Raw genomic sequence first — 19352 nt, 5'->3', positions numbered from 1 at the left:
AAGGCAATTGATAAAATTGCACAATTTCGTGTTCTGGCGTAACGATCCGGCTCTGCACTGAATGAGGAGGGCTGAGGCGGCATGATTAAGAGGAAGACCTATGAGACAAGGCGTACCCAGTTTGGGCGCATTACAGGCCTTTGAGGCCACGGCCCGTTTGGGGACTTTTTCCCGTGCGGCCGAGGAACTGTCCTTGACGCATAGCGCGGTGTACCGGCAGGTAAGCGGCCTGGAGCAGCGGCTGGGTGTGACCTTGCTGACACGGGTGCGGCGGCGTCTGGTGTTGACTCCGGCAGGGCGCGATTATGCTGCTCGCATCCGTCACCATCTGGAGCAAATCGGCAAGGATACTTTCAGCCTGATTGCACGCGCCGGTGTGGGCCGCAGCATCCATCTGGCCGTGCTTCCTACCTTGTCGACCGTGTGGTTGATGCCGCGTCTGGCCCGTTTCTCCCAGCGCTATCCGGATATCACCGTCAGCCTGTCCGTGCGTACCACTCCGTTTCAGTTTGGCGACCACCCCTTTGATGCTGCCATTTATCATGGACGGCAGTTGTGGCCGCAAACTGAAGGGATCAAGCTGTTTGACGAAGGCGAACTGGTGCCGGTCTGCTCGCCCAAGCTGGCCGCCAGTGGCGATTGGCAAAAGCTGGTTCACCTGCATATGTCCACTCGCCCCGATAGCTGGTCGGACTGGTATCGATCTGCCGGTCTGGAGCCTGATTTGCGTGTCAGTTCCGGCCCGCGTTACGAGCTGTTCAGCCTGGTGATGTCGGCATTGCATGCCGACATGGGCGTGGCCTTGATGCCGCGTTTTCTGGTGCAACAGGCGCTGGAGCAGGGCGAGCTGATCATGCCGCTGGATCATGCCATGCCTGTCAGTGAGGCCTATTTTTTTAGTTATCCTACGGCCAATGAGCCCAGCGAAGCGGTGCTTTTGCTGGAACAATGGCTGCTTGAGTACCAAAAGGAGAACACATGAGATTGCACTGGAAACCGGCTCTGTTGTCGGCTGCCTTGACCTTGGCTCTGGCGCTACCTGCGCATGCTCGGGAAGCAGCCAACCAGCATTTGAACCCGGAAACCGCCAGCAGTGTCATGCAGCGTGACAAGCTTGTCACCCAGAAAAGCATGGTGGTGACGGCACATCCTTTGGCGACACAAGCGGGTTTGCGCATCCTGGATCAGGGAGGCAGTGCGGTGGATGCAGCCATTGCGGCTCAGTTGGTTCTGGGGCTGGTGGAACCACAGTCTTCCGGCATTGGCGGTGGCGGCTTCTTGCTGATGTTCCAGCCCAAGACCGGCCTGATGAGCTATGACGGACGGGAAACGGTGCCCGCAGCTAGCAGTCTGGATCGCTTCGAGCTGGACGGTAAAACTATGTCCTTCAAGCAGGCGGTCAATAGTGGTCGCTCGGTAGGCGTACCGGGTTTGCTGCGTGCCCTGGAGTTGATGCATAAAGACGGTGGCGTGCTGCCGTGGGCGAATTTGTTTGACCCGGCGATTGAGCTTGCTGAGGTCGGTTTTGAAGTCAGCCCACGCTTGAATACCTTGATTGCCGATAATCCTGAACTGGCTGACAAGGCGGCTACACGTGCCTATTTTCTGGACGAGCAAGGCAAGCCTTGGCCAGTTGGTCACCGTTTGCAGAACAAGGAATACGCGCAGGTGCTGCGCTTGTTGGCCAGGCAGGGTGCACAGGCTTTTTATCAAGGTGAACTTGCCCAGGATATGGTGGCTGCCGTCGCTGCCGATCCCATTGCGGGTGATCTGGCCGTGTCTGACTTGACGCAGTACCGCGCCTTGCGTCGTGAACCCCTCTGTATGGACTGGCAGCAAGTGGCTCTCTGTGGCATGGCACCGCCCAGTTCCGGGGCTATCAGTGTGATGCAGATGCTGGGTATCTTGCAGCACACGCCCATTGCTGCGGCGAAGCCGCAATCTGTGGAAGCGATTCACTATTTCTCTGAAGCGGGGCGTTTGGCCTTCGCGGATCGGGATGCCTGGGTGGCCGATCCGGCATTTGTGTCTGTCCCTCAGCAGGCTTTGCTGGCTCCGGAGTATCTGAAATCCCGTGCTGCCTTGATTCAGCCAGACCGATCCATGGGACACGCTCAACCGGGTAAGCCCTTGGCCGACTCACAGGCTGCCAGCGACAACACGCCCGAGCTGCCTTCCACGACGCATTTGTCCGTGGCGGATGCCAAGGGGCAAGTGGTGTCCATGACCACTTCGGTCGAGTCAGCTTTTGGTAGCAAGATCATGGTGCATGGTTTCTTGATGAACAATCAGCTGACTGACTTTGCCTTGAGCCCCAAAGACGAAATGGGACGCCTGTCCGTGAATCGGGTGGAACCCGGCAAGCGTCCACGTAGTTCCATGGCACCGATGATGGTGATGCAGGATGGCCGTCCTGTCATTGCCCTGGGCTCACCCGGTGGCAGTGCCATTATTCCTTATGTGGCTCAAGCCCTGACCGGCATGTTGATGTGGAATCTGGATGCTCAACAGGCAGTCAGCCTGCCCCATTACGGCAGCCGCAATTGGGCGACAGAGCTGGAAGCTGGGACTACGGTGACGGAACAGGCGCAGGCCTTGAGGGCAATGGGGCACGAGGTGCGTGAGCAGCCTTTTCCTAGCGGTACGCATGTGATTCGCTGGACTCAGGAGGGACTGGAAGCGGGGGTAGACCCTCGGCGTGAAGGGTTGGCGTTAGGGCAATAAGCAGAGCTTGTAGCCGTGTACCCGAGGTAAATATGGGTCTTGCCGACGAGACATGCTGCAAGCGTATGGTCGACTTGAGGAAACAGTCAGTATGCGGGAGAGGCTGTTGGCGATTTGAAGCAGATACTCGTCAGAGATTGGCAGAGACAGCAGTCGATCGTTGCCTGAGGCTGGTAGAGCTAATTGCCAAGTAGCGAGCAGGCTCATGTCATCTGGCTTCTGAAAAAATGGGTGACCAGTAAAAAGCCCTCAATGCGTGGATCTATATCCATAGCATTGAGGGCTTTTTTTCAGTCTTAAGGCCGGTCTGATCTCGCTGCTTAGCGGAATACCACCGTGCGCTGATCGTTCAGCAAGATGCGATGCTCCACGTGGGCGCGCACAGCACGGGCCAGAACCAGAGACTCCACATCGCTACCGATCTGGGTCAGCTCAGCTGGGCTGACCGAGTGGGTGACGTGTTCCACGTCCTGTTCAATGATCGGGCCTTCGTCCAGGTCAGCCGTTACGTAGTGGGCTGTAGCACCAATAATCTTCACACCGCGAGCATGTGCCTGATGGTAGGGGCGTGCGCCCTTGAAGCTGGGCAGGAAGCTGTGGTGAATATTGATGGCGCGGCCAGACAGGGATTGGCACAGATTGGTGGACAGAATCTGCATGTAGCGGGCCAGCACAACCAGATCAATCTTCAGGTCACGAGCCAGGTCGATGATTTGCTGCTCTTGCTCGGGGCGAGTTTCCGGTGTCACGGGCAGGTGATGGAAAGGAATGCCATAAGAAGAAGCCAGACCAGCGTGGTCGGTATGGTTGGAGGCAACGGCAGCAATTTCCACCGGCAGTTGGCCGCTATGGGCGCGGAACAGCAGATCGTTCAGGCAGTGGCCCTGACGGCTGACCAGAATCAGCAGGCGGGCTTTACGCTGGGCGTCATAAATATTGGCGTCCATGCTGAATTTTTCAGCAATGGGTGCGAAGCTGGTTTGCAGCGCATTGACGTCCTGCTTTTCGGGCAGGGAAAACTGGATGCGCAGGAAAAAGCGGTTGGTGGCGGCGTCGCCGAACTGCTGTGCCTCAAGAATGTTGCCGTTCTGCTCAAGCAGCCAGCCCGATACGCTGTGGACAATGCCGGTACGATCCGGGCAGGATAGGGTCAAGATGTAATCGTTCATCGACAGTATTGTAAAGATTTCAGAAAAGTTTTTAAGCTGCCTGGGCCAGGGTTTCTTGGCTGTGTTGTGCAATCGCTAAACACGCGGTCAGGCCGGGGGATTCGATGCCGAACAGATTCAGCAGTCCGGGTATGCCGTGCTCGGCGGGACCCGAAAAGACAAAGTCGGCTGCCGCATGGCCTGCGGGCACAATTTTAGGCCGGATACCGCTATAGGCGGGGTTCAGGCTGTTATCAGGCAAAGCGGGCCAGTACTCGCGCACGGCCGCGTAAAAAGATTGGCCCCGCTGCGGGTCCATATCGTAGTTCTCGTCCTGTACCCATTCGGTGTCCGGGCCAAAGCGGGCTTGACCGGCCAGATCCAGCGTTAGATGCACACCCAGCCCGGCTTTATTGGGCATGGGGTAGATCAGGTGCTTGAAGGGCGAGCGACCCGCCAAAGAGAAATAGCTGCCTTTGCACAGATAGGCATGCGGGATATGGCTGGCATCCAGCCCCTCGATCTGGCGTGCGGCGGCGACCGCGCCCAAACCAGCCGCATTGATCAGATGGGTGCTTGTCAGGCTGAACGCTTCTGCGCCACCCACATGCACTTCGAAACCTTGTCCGGGCAGGACTCGCGCACTGACAAAGGGTGTATTGAAGACCAGTTGGGCACCGTGGTTTTCTGCATCGCCTTGCAGGGCCAGCATCAAGGCATGGGTATCTACAATGCCGGTGGAAGGAGAGAGCAGGGCGGCGCTGCAATTCAAGGCCGGCTCCAGAGCCTGGGCCTGGGCGGCATTTAGCCACTGCAAATCGTCCACACCACAAGCGCGCGCCTGGGCCTGCAGCTTGAGCAGATCGGCTTCCTGTTCGGGCGTGGTCGCCACAATCAGCTTGCCGCAACGGGCGTGGGCTATATGGTGTTCCTGGCAGTAGTCATACAGCCGGGCCTTGCCTTCTACACACAGGCGGGCCTTCAGGCTGCCCGGCGTGTAGTAAATGCCCGCGTGTATGACCTCTGAATTGCGGGAACTGACGCCATTGCCAATGCTGGCGGTTTGCTCGATCAGCAGAACCTCCATGCCTTGCTGGGCCATTTGTCGGGCGCAGGCCAAACCTACGACTCCCGCTCCCAGCACTATGCAATCGACATCGTTTGCCATGAATCAGGACCTTATTGGCGCGTTGGAGCAAAAGGCGTAGTGTACTCCCGCCATGCTGTCGTCGTCAGGGTTGCGTTGCAACACCCCGTCACGCCAGGGAAGGAGTCAGGTCAAAGTCGCCCGCATGGTAGATCAGGGGCTGATGGGCGCTGCGTTCGCAGTGGGTGACTTCACCGATAAAGATCAGGTGATCGCCTGCCTCATGCACGGCATAAGGCTTGCACTCGAACCAGGCACTGCAGCGCTCGTCGTCCAGCATGAGCAAGCCGTGCGGGGAACGCTTGATGGGGTGATCGCGAAAACGCTCGGCCTGATCGCCCCAGGCAAAGCGCTTGGCCAGCGATAGCTGACTGGCTCCCAAAACGTGAATCACGTAGCCCTGGCCGTCCACAAAGTGTGGCAGGGACTGGGAGCGCTTGGCCAGCGACCACAGCACCAGAGGTGGGTCCAGGGAAACAGAGTTAAAGGAGCTGACGGTCAGGCCAATGGCCTGATCCGGGTGGTCTTTGTTGGCACCGGTCACGACCGTCACGCCAGTGGCGAAACGGCCCAGTGCCGAACGGAAGAAGTCGCTATCGAAGGTAGAAGAAAAAACAGTCATTGCATCAATGCTGAGGGCAGGCGTCCCCAAGGGAACGGCTTAAGGAGCCAGTCGGCTCACCTGCCAGTCAGATGTGTCCTTGCGGTCGAACACCAGCCTGTCGTGCAGGCGCGAGGCACGGCCTTGCCAGAATTCGACATGGTCTGGAGTCAGTCGGAAGCCACCCCAGTGTTCAGGGCGGGCGGGATGTTCACCTAAGCTTTCAGTGTACTGCTTGGCACGGGCATCCAGCTCTGTGCGGCTGATGGGTTGGCTTTGCGGCGAGGCCCAGGCCCCAATGCGAGAGCCCAGAGGACGGCTGTGAAAGTATTCGTCGGATTCGGCCGCGCTGATGCGGCTGATGCGGCCTTCAAAGCGCACCTGGCGCTGCATGGAGGCCCAGAAAAAGGACAGGCTGGCCCAAGGGTTATGGTCCAGGTCCGTACCCTTGCGAGATTGGTAATTCGTAAAGAACACCAGGCCTTGTTCGTCGTAACCCTTGAGCAGAACAATGCGCGCCGATGGGCGGCCTTCCGCGTTCACGGTGGCCAGCGTCATCGCCGTGGGTTCGACTTCCTTCAGTTCAATCGCCTGATCCAGCCAGCGTTGGAATTGCTGGCGAGGATCGGCACAGAGTTCGTTTTCGCTCAGGGAAAAGCGTTCGTATTCGTTACGCAAATCGGCAAGGGACATGGGGCGCTCTTAGGCTTGTTGAGGATTAAGCAGTGCAGTCTGGCTCTGTAGTAATTGAACCACTGATTGCAGGCGTTTATCCAGAATTTTAGAGCGTTGCAGCGCCGAGGCGGTTTCCATGACGTATTCGATGCAAGGGCCGTTGGTTCCCTGGGCCGAGTACACCACTTGTCGCAACTGTTCGTCCGGCATACGGGGGACGTAGGCGTCGGTCTTGCGGTTCATGGTAAAGACCAGGGCACGAATATCGCCCTGGCTGGTGCGGCAGCGCAACCAGCGAGGAATATAGGCACCGCTGGGCATTTCGCGCAGCCATAGGGCATCGAATACCTTGGGGACGCTTTCGGCGGGAATGCGAAAGGCCATGCCCCGGCAAGAACCGCCTACATCCAGCCCGAAAACCAGACCGGGTTGCTCGGGCGTACCGCGGTTGATACGTGACCACAAGCACAGCGCCCGATGGTAACCGCGCAGCAAGGCTTGGCGCTGCTCGGCAAATTCAAAATCGGGACGCCAGATCAGAGAGCCGTAACCATAGACCCAGAGGTCTTGTTTTTCACACCACTGCACCTCTTCCAGGGATTGACGCAAAGAGGCGTTGCGCTCTTCGTCAGTCAGGACACGAAAGCTGCACGGTGTGGGTACGGCGGAAGGCGAGGCGGAAATAGAATCGATGTTCACGGCAAAAAGGGGTGGTAAGCCAAAATCACAGATGCTTGAAACCTATGACAATTGTAGAGCAAGCACAGTCCACTGTAGCGGGCTTTGATGCTGATAACTAAGGAAAAATACTAATTTGCTTATATGAGTGTTGCTATTTGGCAGGGCACAGTCAAGCCACCAGGGCATAAGGCCCGTTTCACAGGCTGGTCAGGGGCAATTAGACGTAGAATTAACGGGTTTGGCCGCATGGGCCGGTGATGGACAGATTGCATGACAGAGCAGCACAACATGGATGCCGAACGCCGTTTCGGCGGTTTGGATCGTTTGTATGGAGCCGGAGCGCGAGAGCGTCTGGCGGCCGCCCATGTGATGGTGGCGGGTATCGGGGGCGTGGGAACCTGGGCGGTGGAAGCGCTGGCCCGTTCGGCCGTAGGCCGAATTACCCTGATTGATCTGGATAATATTGCTGAATCGAATATCAACCGCCAACTGCCTGCTCTGGACAGCACCTTGGGCATGGCCAAGATTGAAGCCATGGCCCAGCGCATTGCGCAGATCAATCCTCAGTGCCAGCTGCAGCTGATTGAAGATTTTGTCACCGAGGATAATGCGGCCAGCCTGATGGAGCAGCGTCCCGACGTGTTTCTGGATTGCACTGACCAGGCTAGTGCCAAGATTGCTCTGATCTTGCAGGCCAGGCTCTGCAAGGTGCCCCTGCTGAGCTGTGGCGGGGCAGGAGGCAAAACCGACCCGCTGACCTTACGCCGGGGAGACTTGTCGGTAGCACGCCATGATGCCTTGCTGGGCAAGCTGCGCCAGATCCTGCGCAAGCAGCATGGCTTTGCGCGTGGCAGCGATGCTCAGGGCCGCGCCTTGAAGCGTGTGCCTCGCATGGGAGTGGATTGCCTGTGGTTCGAGCAGGAAACGCGTCTGCCACAAAACTGGACCCAGGCCGAAGACGGTGCGCTGCAAGGACTGGCCTGCGCGGGCTATGGCTCCGGGGTCACTGTGACGGCCAGCATGGGCATGCAGGCCGCCGACTACGCCTTAAACCGGATACTGAACCAGTAAGGCGTCCTGCCAGCCACGCAAGGCATTCGAGACTCGGATTGCCTTGGCGTTCAGTAAATCCTCCAGGGAAATCTCGGTTTCACGAGCCAGCTTGCTATTGAGAAGCGCCTGCCGTTGCACGCCGGGCAAGAGCCAGCCTTGGGCGGGCGGTGTCCACCACTGGCCCTGTTCGTCCTGAATATAAATATTGCTGCGACTGCCTTCACAAACCCGGTTCTGTGTATCCAGATAGATCACATCAAAGATTTGGGGATGCTTTTCCAGCAGGGCGCTGGCCTCTTGATACCAGGGGCGATGCGTCGTCTTGTGCGAGAGCAGCGGGTTCTGAGCGGGCAGGGGTGTGCGGGACAGGCATAGCTTTAAGGGGCCTTCCAGTGCTGGCAGTGCGTTCGCCTGTGCCTGGGCGCTGGCGTCGGCACCCCACAAGATACGCAGTCGTAAGGGTGTGTTGACCGGAGCCTGGCCCAGCGCCGTATGCATGGCCTGCAACCAGGTTTGTGCATCCCAGTCGTAGCCCAGTTCCGCGCAGCTGCGTGCCACGCGCTCCAGATGCAGTTCCAGCAGGGGGATCTGGCCGTCTGCATCTACCCGCAAGGTTTCTATCAATTCAGGTTTGCTTTGGCTCATGATGCTGCCTTTAAGTCAGTGTTACAGGGGTCTGCAAGACACGTGCTTTCCACAAACACTCCAACCATTCCTGGTCCGGGTCCGAATCCAGCACAATGCCACCGCCCACGCCAAACCTTCCTTGACCATGATTGTTCAGCTCCAGACTGCGGATGCTGACATTCAGGGACAAGTCGCCCTGGGGGCTGAGATACCCCACCGAGCCACAGTAAATACCGCGTCGCTGCGTTTCCAGTTGGCGTATGCATTGCATGGCGGCCAGCTTGGGGGCGCCGGTAATCGAACCACAGGGAAACAGGGCGCGTAGCAGGGTCTGCAGGCTGCAGTCCGGGTCTACCTCGGCCTGGATGCTGGAAGTCATGGTCCAGACGGAAGCGTATTGCTCTACATCGAACAGACTGGTGGTTTGCACGGTGCCGGTGCGGGCCACCTGGCCCAGATCGTTGCGTAGCAAATCCACAATCATCAGGTTTTCGGCCCGGTCTTTCAGGCTGCTTTGCAGCTCCTGGGCATTGTTCTGATCTTGAACAGGGTCGGTATCGCGCGGGCGCGTGCCTTTCATGGGGCGGGTCCGCACGGTGTTGCCACGTTTTTCCAGAAACAGCTCGGGTGACAGCGACAGGATATGACGATCACCCAGATCCAGATAAGCACCGTAGGCTACAGGGTGGCGGCTGGCCAGTGCGGTATAGAGATCACGCGGTGCCATGCCGGATTGAATGCACAGGGGCATGGTGTAGTTGATCTGGTAAAAATCCCCGGCCTGCAAACCTTGCTGAACCTGGGCCAGCGCATCCCGATAGTCTTTCTGACTGATTTGAAGGCTGACCTTCAATTCGGGCTTTGCCTGACTATCCCATAAAGCCACTTCCTGAGCCTGCTCAAACACCAGCGCATTCAGGGGCGCATGGGGCGCTGCATCACGCGCAGACAGACGGGGTTCGAACAACTCGGCCAGTTCGTAGTCCAGTGCCAGGGCCACCCAGTGGCCGGCTTGGCGAGCCTGTTCGATTTTTTCAAAAGCAGTACTTAAGTCTTCAGGGCTACGAGCCTGGATATGGCCCAGGTAGCCCTGCATTTCCAGCGCATAGCCTTTTAGTCTGTCTTCAAATCGGCCATACATGCGCCGTGTTCCTTTAAAAATTCCGCCAGGGCCATGCCGGTATGCGAGGCATGGTTGGCTTGTACTTGATCCGGCGTGCCTTGCACCACCAGTCTGCCGCCGCCCGAGCCGCCTTCGGGGCCCAGATCGACAATCCAGTCTGCTTCGGCAATCAAATCCAGATTATGTTCAATCACCAGCACAGTATGGCCGGCATCGACCAGTCGGTGCAGCACCACAATCAGCTTTTCCACATCCGCCATGGACAGGCCTACGCTGGGTTCGTCCAGCACATACAAGGTGTGCGGAGCCTTGTAGGCGCGGCCTGTGCGAGTCAGACCTTCGTCCAGACGAGCCTTGACCAGTTCGCTGACCAGCTTGACGCGCTGCGCCTCGCCACCGGACAGGGTGGGGGAGGGTTGGCCCAGGGTCAGATAGCCCAGGCCCACGCTTTGCATCAGCTGCAGGGGGCGCAATATTTTAGGATGAGCAGCAAAGTATTCAACCGCTTCGTCTACATCCATTTGCAAAAGCTGACCGGCGGAGACGTCGCGCCAGGTCACCGCCAGTGTTTCGGGATTGAAGCGCTGGCCGTGGCAGGCGTCACAAGGCACCTTCACGTCCGGCAGGAAGCTCATTTCCAAGGTGCGCATGCCTTGGCCTTCGCACAAGGGGCAACGGCCATCGCCGGTATTGAAGGAGAAGCGTGAGGCGCTCCAGCCGCGCAGGCGGGCATCGTTGGTGTTGGCAAACAGTTTGCGCACCTCGTCCCAGAAGCCGATATAGGTGGCCGGGCAGGAGCGGGGGGTTTTGCCAATGGGGGTCTGGTCCACTTCCAGCACGCGGTCCAGGCTTTCCCAGCCGCTGATGCTGGAACAACCCTGCCACACCGGTTTTTCTTTGCTGCCGACAACGCGCTGCAAATTATCCAGCAGTACATCGCGGGCAAAGGTGGATTTGCCGGAGCCTGACACGCCCGTCACCAGACTGAGCTTGCCCAGCGGAATACCGGCCTGGACCTTGTTCAGGTTATGCAGGCTGGCATCGTGCACCATCAGCATGGGTGCATCGGCCTGGACGGGACGGCGTGCCTGCATGGGGTGCTTGAGCGGTTCGCGCAGATAGCGGCCAGTCAGCGAATTGGGGTTGGCCTCGATTTCTGCCAGTGTGCCCTGCGCGATGACTTCACCGCCGCGTTTGCCCGCACCGGGGCCCATATCAATAATGTGCTGGGCACGGCGTATGGTGTCTTCATCGTGCTCGACAACTACCAGCGTATTGCCGTTGCCTTCTAGACGCGCCATGGCGTTCAGCAGAATCTGGTTGTCGCGCGGGTGCAGACCGATCGTGGGTTCATCCAGCACATAGCACACGCCCTGCAGGTTTGAGCCTAACTGGGCCGCCAGACGGATACGCTGGGCTTCCCCACCGGACAAGGTGGGGGCGGCACGATCCAGCGCCAGATATCCCAGGCCCACTTCGTGCATGAAGTCCAGACGGCTGCGGATTTCGTTCAGAATGTCGCGCGCAATATCGGCCTCGCGGCCACTCATGTTCAGGCTGCCAAAAAAGGTCTGCGCTTCATCCACGGGCAAACCGGCCAGCTTGGCAATGGATTGGTCGCGCCATTCAAAAGCCAGAGAGACCGGGTTCAAACGTTGGCCGTGACAGCTTGGGCATTCCACGGCTTCGCCTTCGTAGCCGTTGTTCCAGCTGTTTTCCTCGCCCGTTTGTTCCTGGTCGAAGCCGGTCAGCTTCAAGCCCGTACCAAAGCAGTCCTTGCACCAGCCGTGCTTGGAGTTGTAGGAGAACATGCGTGGGTCCGGCTCGGGGAAGCTGGTGCCGCAGCACGGGCAAGCCCGCTTGACGGAGAAGTGTTGCTGGCTGGCCGTGGACAGCGGTTGACCTTGTCGGCGTTGCTCCAGCGACATGGAACCCGATGGCGTCAGGGGAGCCAGGACACTGAAGGAGCCGTGACCCAGCTCCAGCGCCTCGCGTATGGCTTGGCGCAGTTGCAGTTCGTGGCGAGGGTCAATAATCAGGTCGGCCACCGGCAGTTCCAGCGTGTGTTCGCTGTAACGGTCCAGGCGCGGCCAAGGGTTGACGGGGATGAACTCGCCATCCACGCGCAAATGGGTATAGCCCTTGCCCTGCGCCCATTTGGCCAGGTCGGTGTAGTAGCCCTTGCGAGCGGTGACCAGGGGAGCCAGCAAACCAATATGCTCACCCTTATGATCACGCAGCAATTGCGCGGCGATTTGCTCGGCCGTTTGCGGGGCCACAGGCACATGGCAGTCCGGGCAGTATTGGGTGGCCAGCTTCACATACAGCAAGCGCAGGAAATGGTGGATTTCCGTCATGGTGGCCACGGTGGATTTGCGACCCCCACGGCTGGTGCGCTGCTCAATGGCAACGGTAGGTGGAATACCGTAGATTGCGTCCACATCGGGCTGACCGGCGGGCTGCACAATCGCGCGGGCGTAGGCGTTCAGGGATTCCAGGTAGCGGCGTTGACCTTCGTTAAACAGAATGTCGAAGGCCAGGGTGGATTTGCCCGAACCGGAGACACCCGTCACGACGGTGAAGGTGTTGTGCGGAATGTGCACCGAGATGTTCTTCAGGTTGTGTTCGCGTGCATTCAGGATGGCGATCTGGCCATCGTTGCTGCCGCCCGAGCTGGCCTTGTAATCTACCTCGGGTTCCTGGAACAGGGCCGAGCCTTTACCCAGAATGGCTTGTTCGTATTCTTTCAGGGCATGGCCGGTGTGCGATTGCTCCAGCGCCATGATGTCGCCAGGCGTACCCGTGCCCAGCAATTGGCCGCCATGTTCGCCGCCTTCGGGGCCCAGATCAATAATCCAGTCTGCCGCGCGGATCAGGTCCAGATTGTGCTCAATAATCAGCAGGCTGTGACCAGCGGCCAGCAGCTTGCGGAAGGCGCGCATCAGGCGGGCAATATCGTCAAAGTGCAGGCCGGTGGTGGGCTCGTCGAACAGGAACAGATTGCCTTTCTTGGCGACCTTCACCTGGCTTAGACGGGTGCGCGAAGCCTGGGCCAGATAAGCCGCCAGTTTCAAGCGTTGTGCCTCACCGCCCGAGAGCGTAGGCACAGGTTGGCCCAGTTTCAGGTAATCCAGGCCCACATCGGCCAGGGGTGCCAGGCCGGTTTGCACATCGCGCAGGCCTTCAAAGAACTCCATGGCCTGATGCACGGTCATGTCCAGCACCTCGTCAATCGAGGCGCTGCGACCAAAGTGTTCGATACGCACTTCCAGCACTTCGGGGCGGAAGCGCTTGCCATCGCAATCCGGGCAGCGCAGGTACACGTCCGACAGGAACTGCATTTCGATATGTTCAAAGCCCGTGCCGCCACAAGTCGGGCAGCGGCCATCGCCACTATTGAAGCTGAAGGTGCCGGGCGTGTAACTGCGTTCTTTGGATAGCGGGGCCTGGGCAAACAGCTTGCGGATAGGGTCAAAGGCACCGACATAGCTGGCCGGGTTGGAGCGGGCCGTTTTGCCGATAGGCGTCTGGTCCACCATCACTACTTCGGCAATTTGCTCGGCGCCCAGCAAGGCACCGTAAGGGCCAGGGGCTTCCGTCGGCTTGCCTTGCTGTTTCAGGATGGCCGGGTAGAGCACGTCCTGGATCAGCGTGGATTTGCCCGAGCCGGAAACACCGGTCACGCAGACCAGACGGCCCAGCGGAATGGACACGGAGATATGACGCAGATTGTGTGCGCTGACGTCTTCCAGCAGCAGGCGCGGGGTGTTGTCGGCCACAGGCATAGGGCGGGGCGATTCGATGCTCAGCTCGCCACTCAGGTAGCGGCCTGTCAGCGTTTCTGCACCGCGCAAGGCTTGGGGCGAACCATCAAACAGAATCTGACCGCCACGCTCGCCAGGGCCGGGGCCCATGTCCAGAATACGGTCGGCGGCCACCATCACTTGCGGGTCGTGCTCGACCACCACCAGGGTGTTGCCATTGCCGCGCAGACGATGCATTACTTCAATAATGCGGTGCATATCGCGTGGGTGCAGGCCAATCGAGGGCTCGTCCAGCACGAACAGGGTGTTTACCAGCGAGGTGCCCAGTGCCGTGGTCAGGTTGATACGCTGCACTTCACCGCCAGACAGGGTGCGGCTTTGGCGGTCCAGCGACAAATAGGACAGGCCCACATCGCACAGATAATCCAGGCGGGACAGGGTTTCTTTCAAGAGCAGATCAATGGCCGCATCGCGTGCATCGCCAAAGTGCAGGCCACGGAAAAATGTGCGTACGTGCTCGATAGGCAAACGCATCAGGTCTGGGACGCTCAGGCCGGGCATGGCATCCAGTTGCTCGCGCAGCCAGTTTGAATGCACGGGCATGAAACGTGGGTAGCGGGAATCGGCGGGGGCCGCCTGATCGCCTACACGCCACAAGCTGGCTTCGGGTTTCAGACGCGAGCCGGCGCAGGCCGGGCAGGTGTTGTAGCTGCGGTATTTGGACAGCAGCACACGCACGTGCATCTTGTAGGCGCGCGACTCCAGCCAGTCGAAAAAGCGTTGCGCGCCGTACCACTGGGTTTTCCAGGCCTGATTGCCGCCTTTCCAGTCCGGGGTGCCGTTAATCACCCAGTCGCGCTCTTCCTGGCTCAAGTCTTTCCAGGGCACGCTCAGGCGTACACCGGCTGCCGGAGCGTAGCGCTCCATCTCGACCTGACATTCTTTGTAGCTGGCTGTCTGCCAAGGGCGGATCGCACCTTCCAGCAGGCTTTTGCTGGGATCGGGAACGACCAGGCCGTAATCAATACCCATCACGCGGCCAAAGCCACGGCAGGATTCACACGCGCCCAGGGGCGAGTTGAAGGAGAAGGTGCTGGCTACGGGGGGGCTGTATTCAATATCGCACTGGGCACAGTGCAGACCCTGGCTGAAACGCCAGGCGGTTTCCGGGCCATCGGCACTGGCCGAGGCATACACCGTCAACTTGCCCTGACCGTGGCGCAACGCTGCTTCGATCGCTTCCATGAAACGTTCCGGCTCTACCGTGCTGGCACGGAAGCGGTCCTGAATCACATAGAGAAGCTTTTGCTCCGTGGGGGCGGCTTTGCTGCTTTTGCCCTTTTTCGTGCTGCTGCTGGCCGTGACGGTCTGTGTTTCTTCGTGGTGCAGGCGGGTGTAGCCCTGCTGATGCAGCAAGGTTTCAATTTCTTGCTGCGTGAAGTTGGCCGGAACCTTGACGGCAAAGGTCAGAACCAGGCGTGGGTCATCGTGGTCCTCTGCCAGCTTGCGAATCTGCTTGGCGATGCTGTCGGCATTGTCGCGGCGCACAGGCTGGGCGCACTGGCGGCAATACAACTCGCCCAAGCGGGCGTACAGCAGCTTGATGTAATCGTTCAGCTCCGTCATGGTACCCACGGTACTGCGCGAGTTGCGCACCGGGTTCACCTGGTCAATGGCAATGGCGGGCAGAATGCCTTCAATGCGATCGACCTGAGGTTTGTCCATGCGGTCCAGGAACTGGCGCGCATAGGGGGAGAAGGTTTCTACATAGCGTCGTTGGCCTTCTGCATACAGAGTGTCAAAGGCCAGCGAACTTTTGCCTGAGCCGGAAACGCCGGTAATAACCAGTAACTCGCCCGTTTTGATACGTACATTCAGGTTTTTCAGAGTGTTCTGGCGGGCGCCAAAAATGCGAATTTCTGAGCTCATGGCAAGGTCGGCTTTCTGGAGAGGGCAGAGTAGGGAAGCGGCAGCGAAAAGGCCTGTCAAACAGGCCCCATGCGCCAGTGAGAGCGGTACACGCCAGCAAGGTGTTGCCAGGGATGCACACTCTAGCCTTTGTATCTTAACGCGGATTACGGTAGAATTTCTGGTTAGCTATTGCGCTTTTGTCGGGATCATCCGGCAGGGCTTACATTAAGATCGGAGATCACCATGGCGGAAATCAAACGCACTCGCCGCAACACGCTGGAGCGTCGTTGCCTGGGTAAAGCATTCAAACGTCTGTTTGTGCGCGCACCCAAGGGCGTTTTCAAAATGCTGGAAAAGGTCAAGCGCGTCTAAGTGCCTGGCTTGAGCGGTGTACAAGCAGAAACCTGATTTTTCAGCTTGAAATCACACCCAGCAGCAAAAAAACCACAGGCTTGCCTGTGGTTTTTTTGTGCGCGTTTGATTTTGCTTCGGGTTTGTCTGGAGCCCTGCAGATAGTGCGCTGCACAGCGCCGTGCTTGCTTTATGATGATGTCATTCTGATGCAGATGTAAGTAGCTGCCCGTAACAATAATCAAAACAGTGGTTTATGGGGACACCCGCGTATGGAATGGCGCCATTTGTTCACCGTCCTGACACCTAGCTATAACCGCGCTCACACCTTGGAGCGCGTTTATCGTTCCTTGTGCGAGCAAACCTGTCAGGACTTTGAATGGGTGGTCATTGACGATGGTTCCACAGATGGGACATGGGAACTGGTGCAAGGCTGGCAACAGCAAGCCTCCTTTCCGATTCATTATGCCTGGCAGGAAAATCGTCACAAGAAGGCGGCGTTCAATCACGGCGTGGCTCTGGCCCAGGGTGAACTGGTCGTTGCTTTGGACAGTGATGACACCCTGCTGGTGAATGCGCTCTACGATATGGCGCAGATCTGGGCCGACATCCCTGTATCAGAGCGGGCAGCTTATGCAGGCATTACGGGTCTGTGTGTGCGACCGGATGGCAAGGTCGTCGGGGATATGTTTCCCCAGGATATTTTTGATGCCAGCTCTTTGGACATGAGTTTTCGCTACCACGTGCGGGGCGAGAAGTTCGGCTGTTTGAGTACCGTTGTGTTGCGCAAGTTTCCCTTTCCCGATCAGATCGACGGCTTTGTGCCAGAAAGCCTGGTGTGGCGGGCGATTGCCCGTGCGGGCTACAAGAACCGATTTGTGAACACCGTATTCCGTGTCTACCACGACAGCCCGGACTCCTTGTCGGTGCAAGGCAAAACCAGCCAGCAACATGCACTGGGCTTGTGGCTGCTGGCGCAGGATACGGTGGTGAAGTGTCTGCCCTGGTTCCGCTACGAGCCCAAGGCGTTCTTGATGGCTGCCGCGCGTTACACCCGCTTTGGGCTGCACCTGCGTGCCAGTGGGCGCAAGCCACCAGCAGGTTATGGCTTGAAAGGCCTGGCCTCTTATCTGCTGGTGGGTTTGATGTGGCCGGTGGGTGTCGCTTTATATCTGCGGGACAAGCGACGGGCCTGAACGCGATTAGTGCAGGGTGTGGCCGTGTGCGCCCGGTTCCGGGCTGTCATCATCGTCGTCCTCGTCGTCTTCATCCGTCTCATCCTCGACGGCGAAGGCATCTTCGCTCAGGGCGAAGGGCAGCAATTCTTCCAGGGTCTCGGTCCAGGCGACTTCCTCGCCTTCTTCGTCCACTTTGATAAAGCGCACAGGCTCGGCATCACTTAACTGGATGGCCCACAGGTAACGGCAGGCGTAGACCGCCGTGTCCTTGGGGTCCAAGCCGCCGCGGTTGCCCACGATGCGGGCCTGTTCGCCGCCTACCTGCACAATCGTGAATTCGCTTTCGTCTTCATTCTTGTCCAGGGGCATGGCAAAGATGACCCATTCAAAGCCGGTTTCTTCCGCTCCCACGATCTCGGCCAGGACGGCACGACCCAGGTAGGCACTCAGCGCATCGGCGGTGCGGCCCAGGGTTTCGATCTCTTCGGTGGTAAATACAAGTTCAGGGGCGTCAGGTGTGGGCATGGCGTTTTTGGATTGTCAGCAAAAGTGAGTATATTACCTGAGACAGGCCTGCACTCAGGCCGGGTGTTTTGTTCTGAACCTGACAGAAGCGCACCTTTCGGGCGCCAAACGCCTACAATCCCAGTTTTCCGAACACGACCTGTTTTTCCTTTTTAGGTTTATATGGCTCAATACGTTTATTCGATGAACCGCGTGGGCAAGATTGTGCCGCCCAAGCGGCAGATTCTGCGCAATATCTCCTTGTCTTTTTTTCCAGGTGCCAAGATTGGTGTGCTGGGCCTGAACGGCTCGGGTAAATCCACCTTGCTCAAGATCATGGCCGGGGTAGATACCGAGATCGAGGGCGAAGCCGTCCCCATGGCGGGGATCAAGATCGGTTACCTGCCACAAGAACCTCAGCTGAACCCCGAACACAGCGTGCGCGAAGCCGTGCAGGCCGGTTTGGGTCAGGTGTTCGAGGCGCGTCAGCGTCTGGAACAGGTCTACGCCGAATACGCCGAGCCCGACGCAGATTTTGACGCTCTGGCCGCCGAACAGGCCGAACTGGAATCCATTATTGCCGCCGCCGCGACCAGTGGTGCGGACGACATCGAAACCCAAATGGAAATCGCGGCCGATGCGCTGCGTCTGCCACCTTGGGATGCCTCCATTGCAAACCTGTCCGGTGGTGAAAAGCGCCGCGTGGCCCTGTGCCAGTTGCTGCTGTCCAAGCCTGATATGTTGCTGCTGGATGAGCCCACCAACCACCTGGACGCGGAAAGTGTGGATTGGCTGGAAGTGTTCCTGCGCCAGTTCCCCGGCACTGTAGTAGCAGTCACTCACGACCGTTACTTTCTGGACAACGCCGCCGAGTGGATTCTGGAACTGGACCGTGGCCACGGTATTCCCTGGAAGGGCAACTACAGCTCCTGGCTGGAGCAGAAAGACGACCGCCTGAAGCAGGAAGAGGCGTCGGAAAGTGCTCGTCAGCGCACCATCAAGAAAGAGCTGGAGTGGGTGCGCCAGAACCCCAAGGGACGTCAGGCCAAAGCCAAGGCCCGTCTGGCCCGTTTCGAGGAACTGTCCTCGCACGAATACCAGAAGCGCAACGAGACCCAGGAAATCTTCATTCCTGTGGCCGAACGTCTGGGTAATGAAGTTATTGAATTTGAAAACGTCAGCAAGGGCTATGGCGATCGTCTGCTGATCGACAACTTGAGCTTCAAGGTGCCAGCTGGTGCCATCGTCGGGATTATTGGTCCTAACGGTGCCGGTAAGTCCACCTTGTTCCGCATGCTGGCCGGTAAAGAGCAACCTGATTCCGGTACGGTCAAACTGGGCCAAACCGTCAAGCTGGCTTATGTGGACCAGTCGCGCGATGCCCTGGCTAATGAAAAGACCGTCTTTGACGCGATTGCCGATGGCGCAGACCTGCTGACCGTGGGCCGCTTTGAAATGCCATCGCGTGCGTACCTGGGCCGCTTCAACTTCAAGGGCGCGGATCAGAACAAGATCGTGGGCAATCTGTCTGGCGGGGAGCGTGGTCGTCTGCACCTGGCCAAGACCCTGATCGCAGGCGGCAACGTCTTGCTGCTGGACGAACCATCCAACGACCTGGACGTGGAAACCCTGCGTGCTCTGGAAGATGCCCTGCTGGAGTTTGCCGGCTCGGTCATGGTGATCAGTCACGATCGCTGGTTCCTGGACCGTATCGCCACCCACATTCTGGCTTTTGAGGGTGATTCGCAGGTCGTATTCTTTGATGGCAACTATCAGGAATACGAAGCAGACAAGAAGAAGCGTCTGGGCGAAGATGCTGCCAAACCTCGTCGTATCCGCTACAAGTCCCTGAAATAAGGAAAGTG

The 19352-nt window shown here is 58.5% G+C and carries 15 protein-coding genes; 6 read left to right on the top strand and 9 right to left on the bottom strand.

The window, feature by feature from the left end; all coding sequences use genetic code 11:
• The first annotated feature begins 100 nt into the window (after positions 1-100).
• Together ACLPGZ_RS07655 and ggt are read left to right on the top strand one after the other, a co-directional pair.
• The gene (locus ACLPGZ_RS07655; RefSeq protein ID WP_239055160.1) at positions 101-982 is read left to right on the top strand and encodes a LysR substrate-binding domain-containing protein; all 882 of its coding nucleotides are present in this window, start codon (positions 101-103) and stop codon (positions 980-982) included.
• Positions 979-2724 (top strand): gamma-glutamyltransferase, encoded by a 1746-nt coding sequence (gene ggt, locus ACLPGZ_RS07650; RefSeq protein ID WP_239055161.1) that lies wholly within the window; start codon positions 979-981, stop codon positions 2722-2724. Before ACLPGZ_RS07655 ends, ggt begins: the two co-directional genes overlap by 4 nt.
• Before the next feature lie 320 nt (positions 2725-3044).
• Here ggt and purU read toward each other — a convergent pair whose 3' ends face one another.
• The 5 genes from purU to ACLPGZ_RS07625 all read right to left on the bottom strand — a co-directional run bounded on the left by purU (position 3045) and on the right by ACLPGZ_RS07625 (position 6994).
• The gene (gene purU, locus ACLPGZ_RS07645; RefSeq protein ID WP_164837966.1) at positions 3045-3899 is read right to left on the bottom strand and encodes a formyltetrahydrofolate deformylase; all 855 of its coding nucleotides are present in this window, start codon (positions 3897-3899) and stop codon (positions 3045-3047) included.
• Between the two features lie 25 nt (positions 3900-3924).
• The gene (locus tag ACLPGZ_RS07640; protein WP_239055162.1) at positions 3925-5040 is read right to left on the bottom strand and encodes an NAD(P)/FAD-dependent oxidoreductase; all 1116 of its coding nucleotides are present in this window, start codon (positions 5038-5040) and stop codon (positions 3925-3927) included.
• Positions 5041-5128: 88 nt separating this feature from the next.
• Positions 5129-5641 (bottom strand): flavin reductase family protein, encoded by a 513-nt coding sequence (locus ACLPGZ_RS07635; protein ID WP_009455106.1) that lies wholly within the window; start codon positions 5639-5641, stop codon positions 5129-5131.
• Between the two features lie 39 nt (positions 5642-5680).
• Positions 5681-6313, bottom strand: a complete 633-nt coding sequence (gene pdxH, locus ACLPGZ_RS07630) for a pyridoxamine 5'-phosphate oxidase (protein ID WP_239055163.1) — start codon at positions 6311-6313, stop codon at positions 5681-5683.
• Positions 6314-6322: 9 nt separating this feature from the next.
• Positions 6323-6994: a gamma-glutamylcyclotransferase gene (locus ACLPGZ_RS07625; protein WP_009455103.1), complete on the bottom strand. Its 672-nt coding sequence runs from the start codon at positions 6992-6994 to the stop codon at positions 6323-6325.
• A 252-nt stretch (positions 6995-7246) separates the two neighbouring features.
• On the opposite strand from ACLPGZ_RS07625, the gene ACLPGZ_RS07620 reads away from it, so the two are divergent.
• Positions 7247-8047 (top strand): tRNA threonylcarbamoyladenosine dehydratase, encoded by an 801-nt coding sequence (locus ACLPGZ_RS07620; protein WP_115634218.1) that lies wholly within the window; start codon positions 7247-7249, stop codon positions 8045-8047.
• Here ACLPGZ_RS07620 and ACLPGZ_RS07615 read toward each other — a convergent pair.
• Genes ACLPGZ_RS07615 through uvrA form a run of 3 tightly spaced genes read right to left on the bottom strand, consistent with a single transcriptional unit; the run spans position 8024 to position 15472 of the window.
• Positions 8024-8674 carry an aminotransferase class IV gene (locus tag ACLPGZ_RS07615; RefSeq protein WP_239055164.1) on the bottom strand — a complete coding sequence of 217 codons (651 nt, stop codon included), beginning with the start codon at positions 8672-8674 and terminating at the stop codon, positions 8024-8026. The genes ACLPGZ_RS07620 and ACLPGZ_RS07615 overlap by 24 nt on opposite strands.
• A gap of 10 nt (positions 8675-8684) precedes the next feature.
• Positions 8685-9797: an aminodeoxychorismate synthase component I gene (pabB, locus tag ACLPGZ_RS07610; protein WP_239055165.1), complete on the bottom strand. Its 1113-nt coding sequence runs from the start codon at positions 9795-9797 to the stop codon at positions 8685-8687.
• Positions 9770-15472 carry an excinuclease ABC subunit UvrA gene (uvrA, locus tag ACLPGZ_RS07605; protein ID WP_239055166.1) on the bottom strand — a complete coding sequence of 1901 codons (5703 nt, stop codon included), beginning with the start codon at positions 15470-15472 and terminating at the stop codon, positions 9770-9772. Before uvrA ends, pabB begins: the two co-directional genes overlap by 28 nt.
• 225 nt (positions 15473-15697) lie before the next feature.
• On the opposite strand from uvrA, the gene ACLPGZ_RS07600 reads away from it, so the two are divergent.
• The gene (locus ACLPGZ_RS07600) at positions 15698-15826 is read left to right on the top strand and encodes a hypothetical protein (RefSeq protein ID WP_003803595.1); all 129 of its coding nucleotides are present in this window, start codon (positions 15698-15700) and stop codon (positions 15824-15826) included.
• Between the two features lie 251 nt (positions 15827-16077).
• Positions 16078-17001, top strand: a complete 924-nt coding sequence (locus ACLPGZ_RS07595) for a glycosyltransferase family 2 protein (RefSeq protein ID WP_239055167.1) — start codon at positions 16078-16080, stop codon at positions 16999-17001.
• A 6-nt stretch (positions 17002-17007) separates the two neighbouring features.
• Here the strand turns inward: ACLPGZ_RS07595 and ACLPGZ_RS07590 are convergent, their stop codons facing one another.
• The gene (locus tag ACLPGZ_RS07590; protein WP_088451053.1) at positions 17008-17508 is read right to left on the bottom strand and encodes a hypothetical protein; all 501 of its coding nucleotides are present in this window, start codon (positions 17506-17508) and stop codon (positions 17008-17010) included.
• A 162-nt stretch (positions 17509-17670) separates the two neighbouring features.
• Here ACLPGZ_RS07590 and ettA point away from each other — a divergent pair, with 162 nt between their 5' ends.
• Complete coding sequence (ettA, locus tag ACLPGZ_RS07585) at positions 17671-19344, top strand: energy-dependent translational throttle protein EttA (protein ID WP_009455087.1); 1674 nt, start codon at positions 17671-17673, stop codon at positions 19342-19344.
• The last annotated feature ends 8 nt before the right edge of the window (positions 19345-19352 follow it).

This window comes from Alcaligenes sp. Me129 (genome assembly GCF_050487245.1).
Taxonomy (GTDB): domain Bacteria; phylum Pseudomonadota; class Gammaproteobacteria; order Burkholderiales; family Burkholderiaceae_B; genus Alcaligenes; species Alcaligenes phenolicus.
Note: the sequence above shows the minus strand (reverse complement) of the source record. Positions and strands in the feature narration are given on the sequence as shown.